Here is a 13,644-nt window from a genome sequence, read left to right as displayed (position 1 = left end):
AGGCCTCCACATGGTTCGCCTGATCCTCGCCTTCGTGGCGATGCTGACCCTTGCTGCCTGCGGGGCAGAACCCAAATGGGCCTCGGATGAAGATGTGGCCCGGGCGCGCTATGTGCACAACGGGCCCACGTCCATCACGCTGTTCACCGTGCTGGCCACGCGTGACCGGTCGGGCGCGCATTCCGGCCTGCTGATCAACGGGTCCGAACGCATCATGTTCGATCCGGCGGGCACCTGGTATCATCCCAACCTGCCGGAACGGAATGACGTGCATTTCGGCATGACGCCCAAGATGGTGGATTTCTACATCGACTATCACGCCCGAGAAACCTTTGACGTGGTCGAACAAACCATCCTCGTCTCGCCCGCTGTGGCCGAACTGGTGGCGCAGCGCGCCAAGGCTTACGGGGCCGTGCCCAAAGCACAATGCACCCGGTCGATCACCGAAATCCTGCGCGACGTGCCCGGGTTTGAATCGCTGCCCTCCACATGGTATCCGGCCCGGCTGATGGAAGCCTTTGGCAAGCTGCCCGGTGTCACCAGCCGCACGATCACCGATGAAGATGCCGATGACAACCACGGCGTGCTGATGGTTCAGGCTGGCGATCCGGCCCTGCAATAACTACAGCCACAGCACCGCATAAAGCGTAACCCCACCCGCAAGAATGGCGCCAATCACGCTGCGGGTGGCAATCCCCACCGCCAGCGTGACCAGCGCGGCGGCCAGCCGCGCCGGGTCGGTCTGCCCGCCCGTGGCAGTAGGCCAAAGCACCGCCGGGGCCACCAGCCCCGGCAAAATCGCCACCGCCGTATAGCGCAGCGCCCGCCGCAGCCCTTCGGGCAATGGGCGGTCCCCCAGCACCCCCAAGAACGACAGCCGGATCACATAGGTGCCAATCGCCAGCGCGGGCAGCACGATCCAGAAGGTGGTCGGATCAATCGTCATGCCTGTCTGGCTCCTTTTGTCAGCGCCACCTCGGCCCCGGCCCCCGCCGCCATGGCCAGCACCGCCGCCAGCAGCAGCCCGGTGCCATAGGGCAGGCCCGCAAACAGCAGCGCCGCCCCAATCGATACCGCCGCCGCCACCACATGCGGAATGCTGCGCAGCATCGGCGCGCAGATCGCCAGAAAGGTGATCGGAACCGCGAAATCCAGCGCATAGTCCGCCGGGATCGCCTCGCCCACCACCGCGCCCGCAAAGGTGGAGATGAACCACATCGGCGCAATGGGCGTTACAGTGCCAAAGAAAAACGCCACCTTGTCGGCCAAGGGCTGATCGGGGCGCTTTTCAAACTCCATCTGGCTGGCGGCAAAGCTTTGGTCCACCAGAAAATACGCCATCAAGGCCCGCGTCCCGAACGGGGCCGCGCCCAGATGCGGCGTCATCGCCACCGAATACATCACCATCCGCAGGTTCACCGCCAGCGAGGTCGCCAGCACCACCAGCACCGGCGCCTGATCCTGCATCAGCTGCACGGCGGCAAATTGCGACGCACCGGCAAAGACGCTGAAAGAAAACAGCATCACCTGCAACAGGTTCAGCCCTGCCTCGGTCGCCACCACCCCGAACAGCAGCGCAAAGGGCACCACCACGATAACAAACGGGGACGAGGCCACGCAGCCGCGCAGAAACGGAGATCGTATGGGAGTCATGTCTTTTGCCTTTACCGGGCCGCGGCTCAGGCTTAGGCATTTTGGCACGGACATGAAAGGGACAAACAGGGTGCAGATCTGCTTTGGCCTTCCCGAACCGCTGCGTCCTCAGGCCGCGCACCTGTATTGGCAGGCGTTCGGCGGCAAGCTGGGCCGCGTCATGGGTCCGGCCCCGCGCGCGCATGCCTTCCTGCTGCGCGTCCTGCGCGCCGATCACTGTCTTTGCGCGCTGTCCGATGACGGCGCGCTCTTGGGCATCGTCGGCTTCAAATCACCGCAAGGCAGCTTTGCCGGAGGCGATCTCGCCGATCTGCAATCCGTCTATGGTCACCTTGGCGCGGCGTGGCGCAGCGCCTTGCTGCGCCTGCTGCAAAGCGACACCGACAATGATCGCTTCCTTGTCGATGGTCTGTGCGTCGCGCCCGCCGCGCGCGGGCAGGGCATCGGCAGCGCCCTGATGGCCGCCCTGATGGACGAGGCGCGGGCGCGGGGCTACAGCGCCATCCGGCTCGAGGTGATCGACACCAACATCCGCGCCCGCGCGCTCTATGAACGGCTGGGCTTTGCCGCGTGGCGCAGCGAAACCCTTGGCCCGTTGCGCCATGTCTTCGGCTTTTCCCGCGCCGTCACCATGGTGCGCGCGCTGCCCTGATCGGGGCACTGTGGCAATTCGGCCCTGCTTTGGGCCGTGATGACACAGTCTTTCCGGAATTCCCCCTGCGCAACGCATCGCGACTGTGGCATAAACAGCCCCATGCGCCGGGACACAGCGCACAGTCAAGCTGCCACACGCAAGGCAGCCAAGAGGGAAATGTGGAATGATTAATGAATTCAAGGCGTTTATCGCCAAGGGCAATGTGGTTGATCTGGCCGTTGGCATCATCATCGGCGCCGCCTTCACCGCCATCGTGAACTCGCTGGTCGCCGATCTGATCAACCCGATCATCGGCCTGATCACCGGCGGCGTCGATTTCTCGAACCACTTCATCGACCTGTCGGGCACCGATCCGGTGTCGCTCGCCGCCGCGCGCGAGGCGGGGGTTCCGGTCTTTGCCTATGGCGCCTTCATCACCGCCGTCATCAACTTCCTGATCATCGCTTGGGTGGTCTTCCTGCTGGTCAAGGCGGTGAACCGGCTCAAGGATCAGGTCATCCGCAAGGAAAAGGCCGAAGCCGCCGCCGCCGCGCCTGCTGGCCCGACCGAAGTCGATCTGCTGAAAGAAATCCGCGACACCCTTCAGCGCCGCGAAGCCTGATCCCGTCGCAGGCCCCCGGTTTCGCGGGGGCCTGCGCGCCAAGCCTCAGCCCTTGATCGCGGCATCCGCGCTGATCACCGGCAGGCCAAGCGCTTCGCCCACTGCCGCATAGGTCAGCTTCCCGGCATGGGTGTTCAACCCGGCCTTCAGATGCGAGTCATCCGCGCAGGCGGTCTTCCAGCCCTTGTCGGCCAGCGCCAGCAGGAAGGGCAGGGTGGCATTGCCCAAGGCCAACGTCGAGGTGCGGGCCACCGCCCCCGGCATATTGGCCACGCAATAGTGCATGATGCCATCCACCTCATAGATCGGGTCTTGGTGCGTGGTGGCCCGGCTGGTCTCAAAGCACCCGCCCTGATCGATCGCCACATCCACAATCGCCGCCCCCGGCTTCATCGTTCCCAGTTGCGCCCGGCTCACCAGCTTTGGCGCCGCCGCGCCGGGGATCAGCACCGCGCCAATCACCAGATCCGCCTCGGCCACCGCCGCTGCCGTCGCCGCCCCGCTGGCATAGGCATTGCGGAACACGCCCGCAAACACATCATCCAGATAGCGCAGCCGGGTGAGCGAGCGGTCCAGCACCACCACATCCGCCCCCATGCCTGCCGCGACCCGCGCCGCATGGGTGCCCACCACGCCGCCGCCGATCACCACCACGCGGGCCGGCAGCACCCCCGGCACACCGCCCAAAAGTACGCCGCGCCCGCCATTGGCCTTTTGCAGCGTCCACGCCCCCACCTGCGGCGCCAACCGCCCCGCCACCTCGGACATCGGTGCCAGCAGCGGCAACCCGCCCGCGCGGTCGGTCACTGTTTCATAGGCAATCGCCGTCACGCCCGAGTCGAGCAGATCGCGCGTCTGTTCTGGATCGGGGGCCAGATGCAGATAGGTGAACAGCACCTGCCCCTCGCGCAGCCGCTTGCGCTCGGCCGCCTGCGGCTCCTTCACCTTCACGATCATGCCGCTTTCGGCAAAGACGCTTTCGGCATCCGGCGCGATCTTCGCACCCGCCGCCGTATAATCCGCATCCGCAAAGCCTGCGCCCAGCCCCGCGCCGGTCTCCACCAGCACCGAATGGCCATGCGCCACCGCATCGCGCACCGCATCTGGCGTCATGCCCACGCGGAATTCCTGCGGCTTGATCTCCTTCGGGCAACCGATCTTCATACTCTCCACCCTGTCGTTTGTTGGTTTATGCCGTCAGTGTCGCGCCGATCGCCCGTCACTTCTTTGAATTTTCCGCGACAACCCGCGCCCCTTGGCGTAAGATTGCCTGCAAAAACCCATCTCTGCGAAAGAAATCACCGACACCCATGGAACTCGACGCAACAGACCGCCGCATCCTGAATGTGCTGCAACGCGATGGCCGTATCACCAATGCCGACCTGTCCGAACGGGTCAACCTGTCGCCCTCGGCCTGCCACCGCCGCACCCAGCGGCTGGAGGAAGAAGGCTATATCGCGGGCTATGTCGCCTTGCTCGACACCCGCAAGATCGGGCGGCTCACCACGGTTTTCGTGGAAATCACCTTGCAAAGCCAAGCCGAAGAGCTGCTCGACGCCTTCGAGCGCGAGGTGGCGCGCCTGCCCGACCTGCTCGAATGCCACCTGATGGCGGGCGCGGCGGATTATCTGCTGAAGATCATGGCCGAAGACACCGAGGATTTCGCCCGCATCCACCGCCAGTTTCTGTCACGCCTGCCGGGCGTGCGGCAGATGCAATCCTCCTTTGCCCTGCGCACGGTGGTGAAAACCACCGCCATCGCGGTGTAAACACCGCCCTTGCGGTGCTGTGGCGGCCCCGACACCCGGGGCCGCCGCCAACCTCAGGCCAGAACCGCCAGATCGGCCGCATCAAACCCGCCCAGCTCGGCCATGCGGTTTTCTTCCACCTTCCGCACCCATTGCGCATCGGAAATCAGCGCGCGGCCCACGGCGATCAGGTCGAACTCCTCGCGCTCCATCCGGCGGATCAGCCCGTCGATCGGCGTGTTCTGCGACGCTTCGCCCGCGAAGGCCCCGCCGAAATCGGAATTGAGCCCCACGGACCCCACGCTGATCGTGGCCGCCCCGGTGAGCTTCTTGGCCCAGCCGGCAAAGTTCAGCCCGTCCTCGCCATCCAGCTCGGGGAACTCGGCCACCCAGAACCGCCGCTGCGAGCAATGCAGGATATCCACCCCCGCCTCTACCAGAGGCAACAGCCAGTCGGTCATCTCGGCAGGGGTTTCCGCCAGCCGCGCGGCATAGTCCTGCTGCTTCCACTGGCTCACCCGCAGGATCAGCGGGAAATCCGGGCCAATCGCCGCGCGCGTGGCACGAACGATCTCGGCGGCAAAGCGCGAGCGCTCGGCAATCGTGGCCCCGCCCCAATGGTCATCGCGCAGGTTGGTGCCCGACCAGAAGAACTGGTCGATCAGATAGCCATGCGCCCCGTGCAGCTCCACCGCATCAAAGCCCGCCGCCTTGGCATCGCGCGCGCCTGCCGCAAAGGCGGCGATGGTGTCGGCGATGTCTTCCTCGCTCATCGCGATGCCGCGCGGGTCATGCGGTCCGACCAAACCCGACGGGCTTTCCACCTCGGCCTCCGGCACCCAAGCCCCGGCGCGGGTCGATCCGGTGTGCCAGATCTGCGGCGCGATCTTGCCACCCGCGCCATGCACCGCCTGCGCCACATCGGCCCAGCCTTTCAGCGCGGCCTCGCCATGGAAAAACGGAATGCCTGGCAGGTTGCGCGACGCCGGACGGTTGATCACGGTGCCTTCCGTCAGGATCAGCCCGACGCCACCTTCGGCCCGCTTGCGGTAGTAATCGGTCTGCGCTGCGCCCGGAATCCCGCCCGCCGCCATGGCGCGGGTCATCGGGGCCATCACGATCCGGTTCGCAAGGGTCATGCCCTTGAGCGTGAAGGGGCGGAAAAGTGCATCTGTCGTCATCGGGACGTGTCCTTTGGTTGTGCTGCACCGCAGCTAAGCACGACCCGCCCGCTTTCAACTGCACAGTCACTGTGCAGGCGGGCCCTTGCCGTGTCCCGCCTGCACGGGCGCGCCAAAAGAAAAACCCCCGGCCTTGCGGACGGGGGTTGATCAAAAGGCCAAAGGATACACCCCCGGCCCAGCTTTCCAAAAACGACTTAAACGCCGCCTTCGCGCAATGCCTTCTTGCGCGCAAGCTTGCGCGCACGGCGAACGGCTTCGGCTTGCTCGCGCGCTTTCTTGACGGAGGGTTTCTCGAAATGCTGCTTGAGCTTCATTTCGCGGAACACGCCTTCGCGCTGGAGCTTTTTCTTGAGAGCCCGGAGGGCTTGCTCAACGTTGTTGTCACGGACGCTGACCTGCATGTGGTTGTCACCACCTTCCTAGGTTAGAGTTGCACTGTATGTGCAGGCAGGGCGCGCTATAACAAACATCACTGTCCCTGTCTACAGCCCCCGATCCCCGTCTCCCTGCAAAGGATGCCGACCATGACACCCGAAGCAACTCCCGAAGACCGCCTGCTGGATGCCGCCTTGCTGCATGTGCCTTTTGATGGCTGGTCCGAAACCACGCTGCGCGCCGCCATCCGCGATTCAGGCGTGCATGATGGTCTGGCCCGCGCGCTGTTCCCGCGCGGCGGGGTGGATCTCGCGCTTGCCTATCACCGGCGCGGCGATGCGCGGTTGCGCGAACAGCTTGCCGCCACCGATCTCTCCGCCCTGCGCTACCGCGACCGCATCGCCAAGGCCGTGCGCCTGCGTCTGGAACTGGTCGAGGACAAAGAGGCCGTCCGTCGCGGCACCACGCTCTTCGCGCTGCCGATCTATGCCGCCGAAGGTGCGCGCGCCATCTGGGGCACGTCAGATGCCATCTGGTCGGCCTTGGGCGACACCAGCCGCGATTTCAACTGGTATAGCAAACGCGCGACGCTCTCGGCCGTTTACTCCGCCACCGTGCTCTTCTGGCTGGGCGATGACAGCCCCGGCCATCAGGCCACATGGGATTTCCTCGACCGCCGCATTGAAAACGTCATGGGCATCGAAAAGGCCAAGGCGGCGATGCGCGAAAATCCCGTTGCCAAGGCGGTGCTTGCCGGGCCGCTGAAACTGATGGAAAAGATCCGCAGGCCCGAAACCCCCGAGGATCTGCCGGGCAAGATGATGGACCGTTTCCGCTGAAAGGTTGCCGATGACCCTGTCCCACACCATGCGCGCCGTCGAGATTTCCGAACCCGGCGGGCCAGATGTGCTCAAACCCGCGACCCATCCGGTGCCGGTCCCCGGCCATGGCCAGATCGTCATTCGCGTGGCCTATGCCGGGGTGAACCGCCCCGATGCGCTGCAACGCGCGGGCCGCTATGCGCCGCCCGCCAATGCCTCGCCGCTGCCGGGGCTCGAGGCATCGGGAACCGTGGTCGAACTTGGCCCCAACGTCACCCGCTGGAAGATCGGCGACAAGGTCTGCGCCTTGCTGCCCGGTGGCGGCTATGCCGAATATGTCACCACCCATGAACAGCACACGCTGCCCGTCCCCGCCGGGATGGGGATGGCAGAGGCCGCCTGCCTGCCTGAAACCTGCTTCACCGTCTGGTCCAACGTGGTCATGCGCGGCGGCCTGACGGCCGGAGAGCGGTTCTTGGTCCACGGCGGCGCCTCGGGCATCGGCACCACCGCCATTCAGATCGCCCGCGCGCTCGGCGCCCGCGTCTTCACCACCGCCGGCAGCGACGCCAAGGCCCGCGCCTGCGAAGCGCTCGGCGCCGAGCGCGCCTTCAACTACAAGACCGAGGATTGGGCGGCCGAGATCAAGGCCATGGGCGGCGCCAACCTGATTCTCGATATGGTGGGCGGCCCTTACCTGCCGCGCAACATCGGCACGCTGGCCGATGATGGCCGCCTCGTGCAGATCGCCTTTCTGCAAGGCCCCAAGGTGGAACTGAACTTTTCCGAACTGATGGTGCGCCGCCTGACGCTCACCGGCTCTACCTTGCGCCCGCAATCCGACGCGGCCAAGGCCCGCATCGCCCGCGCGGTAGAAACCCATGTCTGGCCGATGATCGCCGCAGGCCATTTCGCCCCGGTGATGGACAGCGAATTCCCGCTGGAAAAGGCCGCCGCCGCCCATGCCCATATGGAAAGCTCGGCCCACACCGGCAAAATCGTGCTGAAGGTCGAAAGCTGACCACAGCGTCATATGGGGACATAGGCGGGAAAAATGGTCGGAGCGAGAGGATTCGAACCTCCGACCCCCTGCTCCCGAAGCAGGTGCGCTACCAGACTGCGCTACGCTCCGACCGTGCGCACCGCCTTAAACCTGTCCCTTGCTCATTGCAAGAGGGCTCGCGGGAAACTTGACACCCAAGGGCTATTCCAGAGCGTCGGGATGCCGCATCTTATGTCCGCCATAGCTGCTCCCACGCGAGCAACCGTTATGGCCTTTGCGATGTTCAAAATGCGCGCGCATTCCGTTATTCGCCAGTTTGTGTGTGCGCAACTGGCCGTGACATTCCACGCAGCGAAGAAGGGGTTTGCTACGAAGGGTTAAAGCTTCTTCAATGGTGATGACAGCCCAGTGCCCGCCCACCCGCGCTTCACAAATGTCATTGTTGCTTGCCAAGGTAAAACCCTCCACGACCTCATTAAGAATGTGGCAGTAATACCAGCGAGTTCAAACACTTTTCGACAAATGGCCTCGCGCAGCGATGCGTGAGGCCCTTAGGCGCCCCGCCCTTATGCCCCCCGCCGCCAGTCGCCGCGTTTCAGCAGCAGGCTGATGCGGGGCATCAATCCGGTTTCCGGGCGTGATTTGTTCGACAGCACCGGGCTGTTTTTCGACACGCTGCCCGTGCCTTCGCGCAGCACGATGTAAATCCCCGACGCGATGATGACCCCGGTGCCCAGCAGCGTGTAGAAATCCGCCTCTTCGTCAAACAGCAGCGCGCCATAGATCACCGCCCAGATGATCTGCGAATATTGCATCGGTGCCACAATGATCGCCGGTGCCGTGCGATAGGCCGCGATCGACAGCATCGCCGCCACAAAGGCCATCAGCGCGATCACCCCCGTCAGCGCCAGATGCTCCAGCGGCATCGGCACATAGACAAAGGGCATCATTGCCCCGGTCAGCAGAAACGTCGCCACCATCGGATACAGCATCAAGACCGCAGACCGTTCATCCGACCCGATCTTGCGCACGATCACCGAGGTGAGCGATCCCGTCAGCGCCGCCGACAGGGCCGCCAGATGCCCCCAAGACAGCTCGGCCGACCCGGGGCGCAGCACGATCAGCACGCCGATCAGCCCCACCACCACGGCAATGCCCCGGCGCGCCCCCACCTTTTCCCCCAGCATCGGAATCGCCAGCACCGTGATCAGCAAAGGCATCGCGAACAAAATCGCATAGGTCTGCGCCAAGGGCAGCACGGTAAAGGCGTAAAACCCCGCCGCCCCGGTCGACACCGCGGTCAACGACCGCAGCAAAGACCACCACGGATGGCGCGGGATCAGGTTGCCATCGGTCCGGTCGCTCATCAGCATGAAGGTGATCAGGGGAAAGCCCAGAAGGCCCGAGAAAAAGATGATCTGAAACGAGTTGTAACTCTCGCCCAGAAACTTGATCACCACGTCATGGGTTGCATAGATCGCAAAGGCCAGCAGCGCGTAAAGCGCGCCTTTCAGGTTATGTCCCATGGGTTCCTCCGGCCGACAGGGGCACTGCGCCACCCTGTTTGCGCCACCACTATGCGCAGAAACCGCCCCCCGCCTCAACGCCCCGCAGCGCCGAAATGACAAAGGCCCGCCGGGTGGCGGGCCTTTGTGCAACATCTTGCCAGTGGCTTACAGGCTTGCGTCCAGCGCTGCCACGATCGCATCGCCCATCTGGCTGGTCGAAATCGGGGTGCCGCCTTCCGGGCCCATCAGATCGGCGGTGCGCAGACCATCGGCCAGCACCTTTTCCACGGCCTTTTCCACCCGTGCCGCCTCGTCGCCCATGTCGAACGAATAGCGCAGCGCCATCGCAAAGCTCAGGATACAGGCGATCGGGTTCGCTTTGCCTTGCCCGGCAATATCCGGGGCCGAGCCATGCACCGGCTCATACAGCGCCTTCGGGCGGCCATTGGCCATCGGCGCGCCAAGGCTGGCCGAGGGCAGCATGCCCAGCGATCCGGTCAGCATCGCCGCCAGATCCGACAGCAGGTCGCCAAACAGGTTGTCGGTGACGATCACGTCAAACTGCTTGGGCCAGCGGGTCAGCTGCATCGCGCCCGCATCCGCATACATATGCGACAGCTGCACATCGGGATATTCCTTGTCATGGATCTCCTGCACCACATCGCGCCACAGGATGCCGGATTCCATCACATTGGCCTTCTCCATCGAGCAGACCTTGTTGCCGCGCTTGCGCGCAAGCTCGAACGCCGACCGCGCCACACGCGCGATTTCGGATTCGGTGTAACGCTGGGTGTTGATGCCCACGCGCTCATTGCCTTCGGTGAAAATCCCGCGCGGCTCGCCAAAGTAGACGCCGCTGGTCAATTCGCGCACGATGACGATATCCAGCCCCGCCACCACATCTTTCTTCAACGAAGAAAAATCGGCCAGCGCGTCAAAGCATTGTGCCGGGCGCAGGTTGGAAAACAGGTCCATCTCCTTGCGCAGGCGCAGCAGGCCGCGCTCGGGCTTCACGCTGAAATCCAGCGTGTCATATTTCGGGCCACCCACCGCGCCCAGCAGCACGGCATCCACCTCTTGCGCCTTGGCCATGGTGTCATCGTGCAGCGGCGTGCCATGCTTGTCATAAGCGCAGCCGCCGACCAGATCTTCGCTGACATCAAAGGTCACGCCGCGCTTGGCGCCCATCCAGCCGATGATTTTCTTCACTTCGGCCATGACTTCGGGGCCGATGCCGTCACCGGCGAGGATAAGAAGGGAAGGGTTTGCCATATCAAAAGGCTCCTGTCTGACGGGTTGGCAGCGGCGTAGCCAATGGGCCGCACAGGGTCAAGCGGTCCTTGGGGAAAGCAGGCCCTCAGGGGCTTATTTCCACCCAGATCGGATGGTGCCGCGCCCCCTCCGGCTGCGGGGCATGGCCCGCCGCCGTGACCGTGATCCCCGCCGAGGGCAGGATATAGGCCACCCGCAACGGCCCCAGCGCGCCGCCATAATCCACCGTATCGCCCGCCAGCACATCCTGCACCCGCGCATCGGAAAGCAGCGCGCGCAGGGCTGACGCATCGCCGTTGCCCTTGTCCGGGTCCAGATTGGCCTGCCCGATCAGCACAAAGGGCGGCGGCGGCGCTTGCGGGCTGTCCAGAAGATGCAGCCAGAACGCCGTTTCGTCATGGTTGCGCTTCACATTCCGCCCCTCGGGCCCGTCAAAGGCCGGGGGCGTTGCGTGCCATGTCAGCAGATGCAGGCGGCGGCCATCGGGCAGCACCAGCGCTGTGTCATGATGCCCGGTCGTGGACAGCGGCAAAACCTCCGCCGCGCCGGCGGGCAGGGGGGGCAGATCGGCCCCCGGCAGATCGCGCCACAACAGGCCCGAATGATCCGCCCCCGCCGCCGCATCCACCGGCAGCCGCGACAGAATCGCCAGGCCGCCTTCGCCCGGAAAGCGGCCATGGCCCAGCGCATCGCGCGCCTCGCCCCGCCGCCCGTTGCCATCCAGATCAAAGCCGCTGGCCACCCCGGTGTTGGGCCGCAACGGCACCAGATGCGGATAGGGCTGCGGCAGCCCCCGATTCAGCGCCGCCAGCGCCAGCCCCCCGGCATCATAGTCAAATCCCGAAATCACCAGCACATCGGCCTGCAAGGCGGCAATCACCGCTGTGGCCACGCGCAAGTCAGAGGCGGAGTCTTGGGTTGGGTCGGCAGTCTTTTCCAGATCGCGCAGCAAAAGCCCCGGCCCGTCGCGGTTCAGATCGGTGTTCCAATAGGCCAGCCGCACAGGCTCGGCCCCGCAGGGCCCGGCCCATGCGATCAGAACACCCGCGACGCGCGCGAGGTGGCGGAGCGGTCGCGCGCCACTTGCGCGCGGCGCACATCGCGGACCATTTCGGCGATCCGCCCCAGCGCGATCCCGCGCATGAACAGGCTTGCAGGCAAAAAGGCCCATGCTGTCATCATCCAGACCAGAGTTTGCGATGCGGTCATCCAGTCGGGGTTGATCCCGGCCGAGGTCACGCTGACGATAAACGGAATGATGAAAGGAATCAGAAAGCCCAGTGCAATATTGATACGGCCATCGCGCTCCAGCCGGTCGACCAGATCGCCTGCGGTCGGGTCAAAGGTGGGCAGGTTGATCCACACGTTGAACACCCGGTCGCGCAGCGGCCAGCTGCCGGATTTCAACAAGATCACAAACACCGACAGGGAGATGAGAGAGGTAAGATAAGCCAGCCCCGCCGCATCCCGCACCGCCTGCACCTGCTCGGGCGTGGCGCTTTCGGCCAGCATCAGCTTGGCCAGCCGCACCGGAGAATAGGGGAAATCCATCGATTGCCCGATCAGATGGCCAATCGCCTGCACCAGCGCGCTCAGGCTGTTGGCCCCGGCGCTGCCCGATTCCATCACCGACAGGCAAAAGACGGTGGCAAACAGCATCGCCAGACGCACACGGTTGAACGGCGGCGCATCGCGGAACTCGATCAGGCTGGGGGCGGCGGTGTTGTATTCGACAAAGGTCAGCATCCCGGCGAACAGGGCCACCAGCGCGGCCATCTGGCGGGCATCCATCGACACGTCGCTGATGAGGACAGAGGGTGTCACCACAACCCCCATCACCAGCATGGCGCGCAAAATTGCCCCCGAGAATCGCGAGACCACAGTTCTGTTACCCTTTACCCGGTTGGACCCGATTCTGTGCCGGAGCCTTGTTCCGAGGATCTTACCGCCATTGTGACGGCTCGCCTCAATCTCGCCCAATTTGTGCCTTCTTTCGTGTCACCTCGCAATGCCTTGGACTTGTGTGATTAATTATTGTGGCACATTCGCGGCCAATGTGTCGCAGGATTGCATCAGAGGGGCGAAAACAAAAGGGCCGCCCCAGAGGGCAGCCCAAGATGTTGTGGTTCAAGGATTTTCAGGCCCAAGGGCGCAGCGTGGCGTTCTTGGCCTCGAAGCTGTCGATCGCCGCCGCCTTTTCCAGGGTCAGCCCGATATCGTCCAACCCGTTCAGCAGGCAATGCTTGCGGTGGGCGTCGACCTCAAAGCCAAAGCTCTGCCCGTCCGAGGTCGTCACGGTCTGCGTCACCAGATCCACGGTGACCCGCGCATTGGCCCCCTTGCGGGCATCGGCCATCAGCACATCCACCACCTCTTGCGGCATCACGATCGGCAGAATGCCGTTCTTGAAGCAGTTGTTATAGAAGATGTCGGCAAAGCTGGTGGAAATCACGCAGCGGATGCCGAAATCCAGCAGCGCCCAAGGCGCATGCTCGCGCGACGACCCGCAGCCGAAATTGTCGCCCGCCACGATGATTTCCGCATTGCGATAGGCGGGCTGGTTCAGCACGAAGTCGGGAATCTCCTGCCCGTCTTGCGTGTAGCGCATCTCGTCAAACAGGTTCTTGCCAAGGCCCGAGCGCTGGATGGTCTTCAGGAACTGCTTGGGAATGATCATGTCGGTGTCGATGTTCACCAGCGGCATGGGGGCCGCGATGCCGGTCAGTGTGGTAAATTTGTCCATGGGTGGGGTCCTTGATGCTGGGTGCCGGCGGGGCTTGGCTATGCAGCCGGCGCTGTTAGGATGGCGCGACCCGAACCGGAT

16 protein-coding genes and 1 tRNA gene are annotated in these 13,644 nt (G+C 64.3%); 6 read left to right on the top strand and 11 right to left on the bottom strand.

Annotated features, from left to right (window positions below):
- Positions 1-10: 10 nt before the first annotated feature.
- The gene (locus tag CUR21_RS07075; RefSeq protein WP_100196308.1) at positions 11-622 is read left to right on the top strand and encodes a hypothetical protein; all 612 of its coding nucleotides are present in this window, start codon (positions 11-13) and stop codon (positions 620-622) included.
- Here CUR21_RS07075 and CUR21_RS07070 read toward each other — a convergent pair whose 3' ends face one another.
- Both CUR21_RS07070 and CUR21_RS07065 read right to left on the bottom strand, forming a co-directional pair.
- Positions 623-946: an AzlD domain-containing protein gene (locus CUR21_RS07070; RefSeq protein ID WP_100196307.1), complete on the bottom strand. Its 324-nt coding sequence runs from the start codon at positions 944-946 to the stop codon at positions 623-625.
- Positions 943-1,653, bottom strand: coding sequence for an AzlC family ABC transporter permease (locus CUR21_RS07065; RefSeq protein WP_100196306.1), 711 nt, complete (start codon positions 1,651-1,653; stop codon positions 943-945). Before CUR21_RS07065 ends, CUR21_RS07070 begins: the two co-directional genes overlap by 4 nt.
- A gap of 52 nt (positions 1,654-1,705) precedes the next feature.
- Here CUR21_RS07065 and CUR21_RS07060 point away from each other — a divergent pair, with 52 nt between their 5' ends.
- A complete protein-coding gene (locus tag CUR21_RS07060) occupies positions 1,706-2,305 on the top strand; it encodes an N-acetyltransferase (RefSeq protein WP_100196784.1) in 600 nt (199 codons plus the stop codon).
- Between the two features lie 166 nt (positions 2,306-2,471).
- Positions 2,472-2,909: a large conductance mechanosensitive channel protein MscL gene (mscL, locus tag CUR21_RS07055; RefSeq protein WP_100196305.1), complete on the top strand. Its 438-nt coding sequence runs from the start codon at positions 2,472-2,474 to the stop codon at positions 2,907-2,909.
- Between the two features lie 45 nt (positions 2,910-2,954).
- Here mscL and ald read toward each other — a convergent pair whose 3' ends face one another.
- The gene (gene ald / locus CUR21_RS07050; RefSeq protein ID WP_100196304.1) at positions 2,955-4,073 is read right to left on the bottom strand and encodes an alanine dehydrogenase; all 1,119 of its coding nucleotides are present in this window, start codon (positions 4,071-4,073) and stop codon (positions 2,955-2,957) included.
- Between the two features lie 146 nt (positions 4,074-4,219).
- Between ald and CUR21_RS07045 the strand changes: the two genes are divergently transcribed.
- Positions 4,220-4,678: an Lrp/AsnC family transcriptional regulator gene (locus CUR21_RS07045; RefSeq protein WP_100196303.1), complete on the top strand. Its 459-nt coding sequence runs from the start codon at positions 4,220-4,222 to the stop codon at positions 4,676-4,678.
- 53 nt (positions 4,679-4,731) lie between these two features.
- On the opposite strand, the gene CUR21_RS07040 is transcribed toward CUR21_RS07045, so the two are convergent.
- Positions 4,732-5,838, bottom strand: coding sequence for an NADH:flavin oxidoreductase (locus CUR21_RS07040; protein ID WP_100196302.1), 1,107 nt, complete (start codon positions 5,836-5,838; stop codon positions 4,732-4,734).
- Positions 5,839-6,035: 197 nt separating this feature from the next.
- A complete protein-coding gene (gene rpsU, locus CUR21_RS07035) occupies positions 6,036-6,242 on the bottom strand; it encodes a 30S ribosomal protein S21 (RefSeq protein WP_100196301.1) in 207 nt (68 codons plus the stop codon).
- Between the two features lie 114 nt (positions 6,243-6,356).
- Here rpsU and CUR21_RS07030 point away from each other — a divergent pair, with 114 nt between their 5' ends.
- Positions 6,357-7,055 (top strand): COQ9 family protein, encoded by a 699-nt coding sequence (locus CUR21_RS07030; RefSeq protein ID WP_369802510.1) that lies wholly within the window; start codon positions 6,357-6,359, stop codon positions 7,053-7,055.
- 10 nt (positions 7,056-7,065) lie between these two features.
- Positions 7,066-8,058, top strand: coding sequence for an NAD(P)H-quinone oxidoreductase (locus tag CUR21_RS07025; RefSeq protein WP_100196299.1), 993 nt, complete (start codon positions 7,066-7,068; stop codon positions 8,056-8,058).
- 34 nt (positions 8,059-8,092) lie between these two features.
- On the opposite strand, the gene CUR21_RS07020 is transcribed toward CUR21_RS07025, so the two are convergent.
- From CUR21_RS07020 to leuD, 6 genes are all read right to left on the bottom strand, one after another.
- Positions 8,093-8,169, bottom strand: a tRNA-Pro gene (locus CUR21_RS07020).
- 437 nt (positions 8,170-8,606) lie between these two features.
- Complete coding sequence (locus CUR21_RS07015; RefSeq protein ID WP_100196298.1) at positions 8,607-9,566, bottom strand: DMT family transporter; 960 nt, start codon at positions 9,564-9,566, stop codon at positions 8,607-8,609.
- A gap of 147 nt (positions 9,567-9,713) precedes the next feature.
- The gene (leuB, locus tag CUR21_RS07010; protein WP_100196297.1) at positions 9,714-10,820 is read right to left on the bottom strand and encodes a 3-isopropylmalate dehydrogenase; all 1,107 of its coding nucleotides are present in this window, start codon (positions 10,818-10,820) and stop codon (positions 9,714-9,716) included.
- 85 nt (positions 10,821-10,905) lie between these two features.
- On the bottom strand, positions 10,906-11,823 hold the full coding sequence (locus CUR21_RS07005; RefSeq protein ID WP_232622718.1) for an endonuclease/exonuclease/phosphatase family protein: 918 nt from the start codon (positions 11,821-11,823) through the stop codon (positions 10,906-10,908).
- A 32-nt stretch (positions 11,824-11,855) separates the two neighbouring features.
- Complete coding sequence (locus tag CUR21_RS07000) at positions 11,856-12,701, bottom strand: hypothetical protein (RefSeq protein WP_198431641.1); 846 nt, start codon at positions 12,699-12,701, stop codon at positions 11,856-11,858.
- A 256-nt stretch (positions 12,702-12,957) separates the two neighbouring features.
- Entirely contained in the window at positions 12,958-13,563 is a 606-nt protein-coding gene (gene leuD, locus CUR21_RS06995) for a 3-isopropylmalate dehydratase small subunit (RefSeq protein ID WP_100196296.1), read from the bottom strand.
- Positions 13,564-13,644: the final 81 nt, after the last annotated feature.

The sequence above is a fragment of the Pseudorhodobacter sp. MZDSW-24AT genome (genome assembly GCF_002794355.1).
In the GTDB taxonomy this organism is placed as follows: domain Bacteria; phylum Pseudomonadota; class Alphaproteobacteria; order Rhodobacterales; family Rhodobacteraceae; genus Pseudotabrizicola.
Note: the sequence above shows the minus strand (reverse complement) of the source record. Positions and strands in the feature narration are given on the sequence as shown.

What these genes read in the sequence shown, in the direction of transcription:
- CUR21_RS07075 (WP_100196308.1), top strand. Translation starts at nt 11, where the DNA reads ATGGTTCGCCTGATCCTCGCCTTCGTGGCGATGCTGACCCTTGCTGCC.
- CUR21_RS07070 (WP_100196307.1), bottom strand. Translation starts at nt 946, where the DNA reads ATGACGATTGATCCGACCACCTTCTGGATCGTGCTGCCCGCGCTGGCG.
- CUR21_RS07065 (WP_100196306.1), bottom strand. Translation starts at nt 1,653, where the DNA reads ATGACTCCCATACGATCTCCGTTTCTGCGCGGCTGCGTGGCCTCGTCC.
- CUR21_RS07060 (WP_100196784.1), top strand. Translation starts at nt 1,706, where the DNA reads ATGAAAGGGACAAACAGGGTGCAGATCTGCTTTGGCCTTCCCGAACCG.
- mscL (WP_100196305.1), top strand. Translation starts at nt 2,472, where the DNA reads ATGATTAATGAATTCAAGGCGTTTATCGCCAAGGGCAATGTGGTTGAT.
- ald (WP_100196304.1), bottom strand. Translation starts at nt 4,073, where the DNA reads ATGAAGATCGGTTGCCCGAAGGAGATCAAGCCGCAGGAATTCCGCGTG.
- CUR21_RS07045 (WP_100196303.1), top strand. Translation starts at nt 4,220, where the DNA reads ATGGAACTCGACGCAACAGACCGCCGCATCCTGAATGTGCTGCAACGC.
- CUR21_RS07040 (WP_100196302.1), bottom strand. Translation starts at nt 5,838, where the DNA reads ATGACGACAGATGCACTTTTCCGCCCCTTCACGCTCAAGGGCATGACC.
- rpsU (WP_100196301.1), bottom strand. Translation starts at nt 6,242, where the DNA reads ATGCAGGTCAGCGTCCGTGACAACAACGTTGAGCAAGCCCTCCGGGCT.
- CUR21_RS07030 (WP_369802510.1), top strand. Translation starts at nt 6,357, where the DNA reads ATGCCGACCATGACACCCGAAGCAACTCCCGAAGACCGCCTGCTGGAT.
- CUR21_RS07025 (WP_100196299.1), top strand. Translation starts at nt 7,066, where the DNA reads ATGACCCTGTCCCACACCATGCGCGCCGTCGAGATTTCCGAACCCGGC.
- CUR21_RS07015 (WP_100196298.1), bottom strand. Translation starts at nt 9,566, where the DNA reads ATGGGACATAACCTGAAAGGCGCGCTTTACGCGCTGCTGGCCTTTGCG.
- leuB (WP_100196297.1), bottom strand. Translation starts at nt 10,820, where the DNA reads ATGGCAAACCCTTCCCTTCTTATCCTCGCCGGTGACGGCATCGGCCCC.
- leuD (WP_100196296.1), bottom strand. Translation starts at nt 13,563, where the DNA reads ATGGACAAATTTACCACACTGACCGGCATCGCGGCCCCCATGCCGCTG.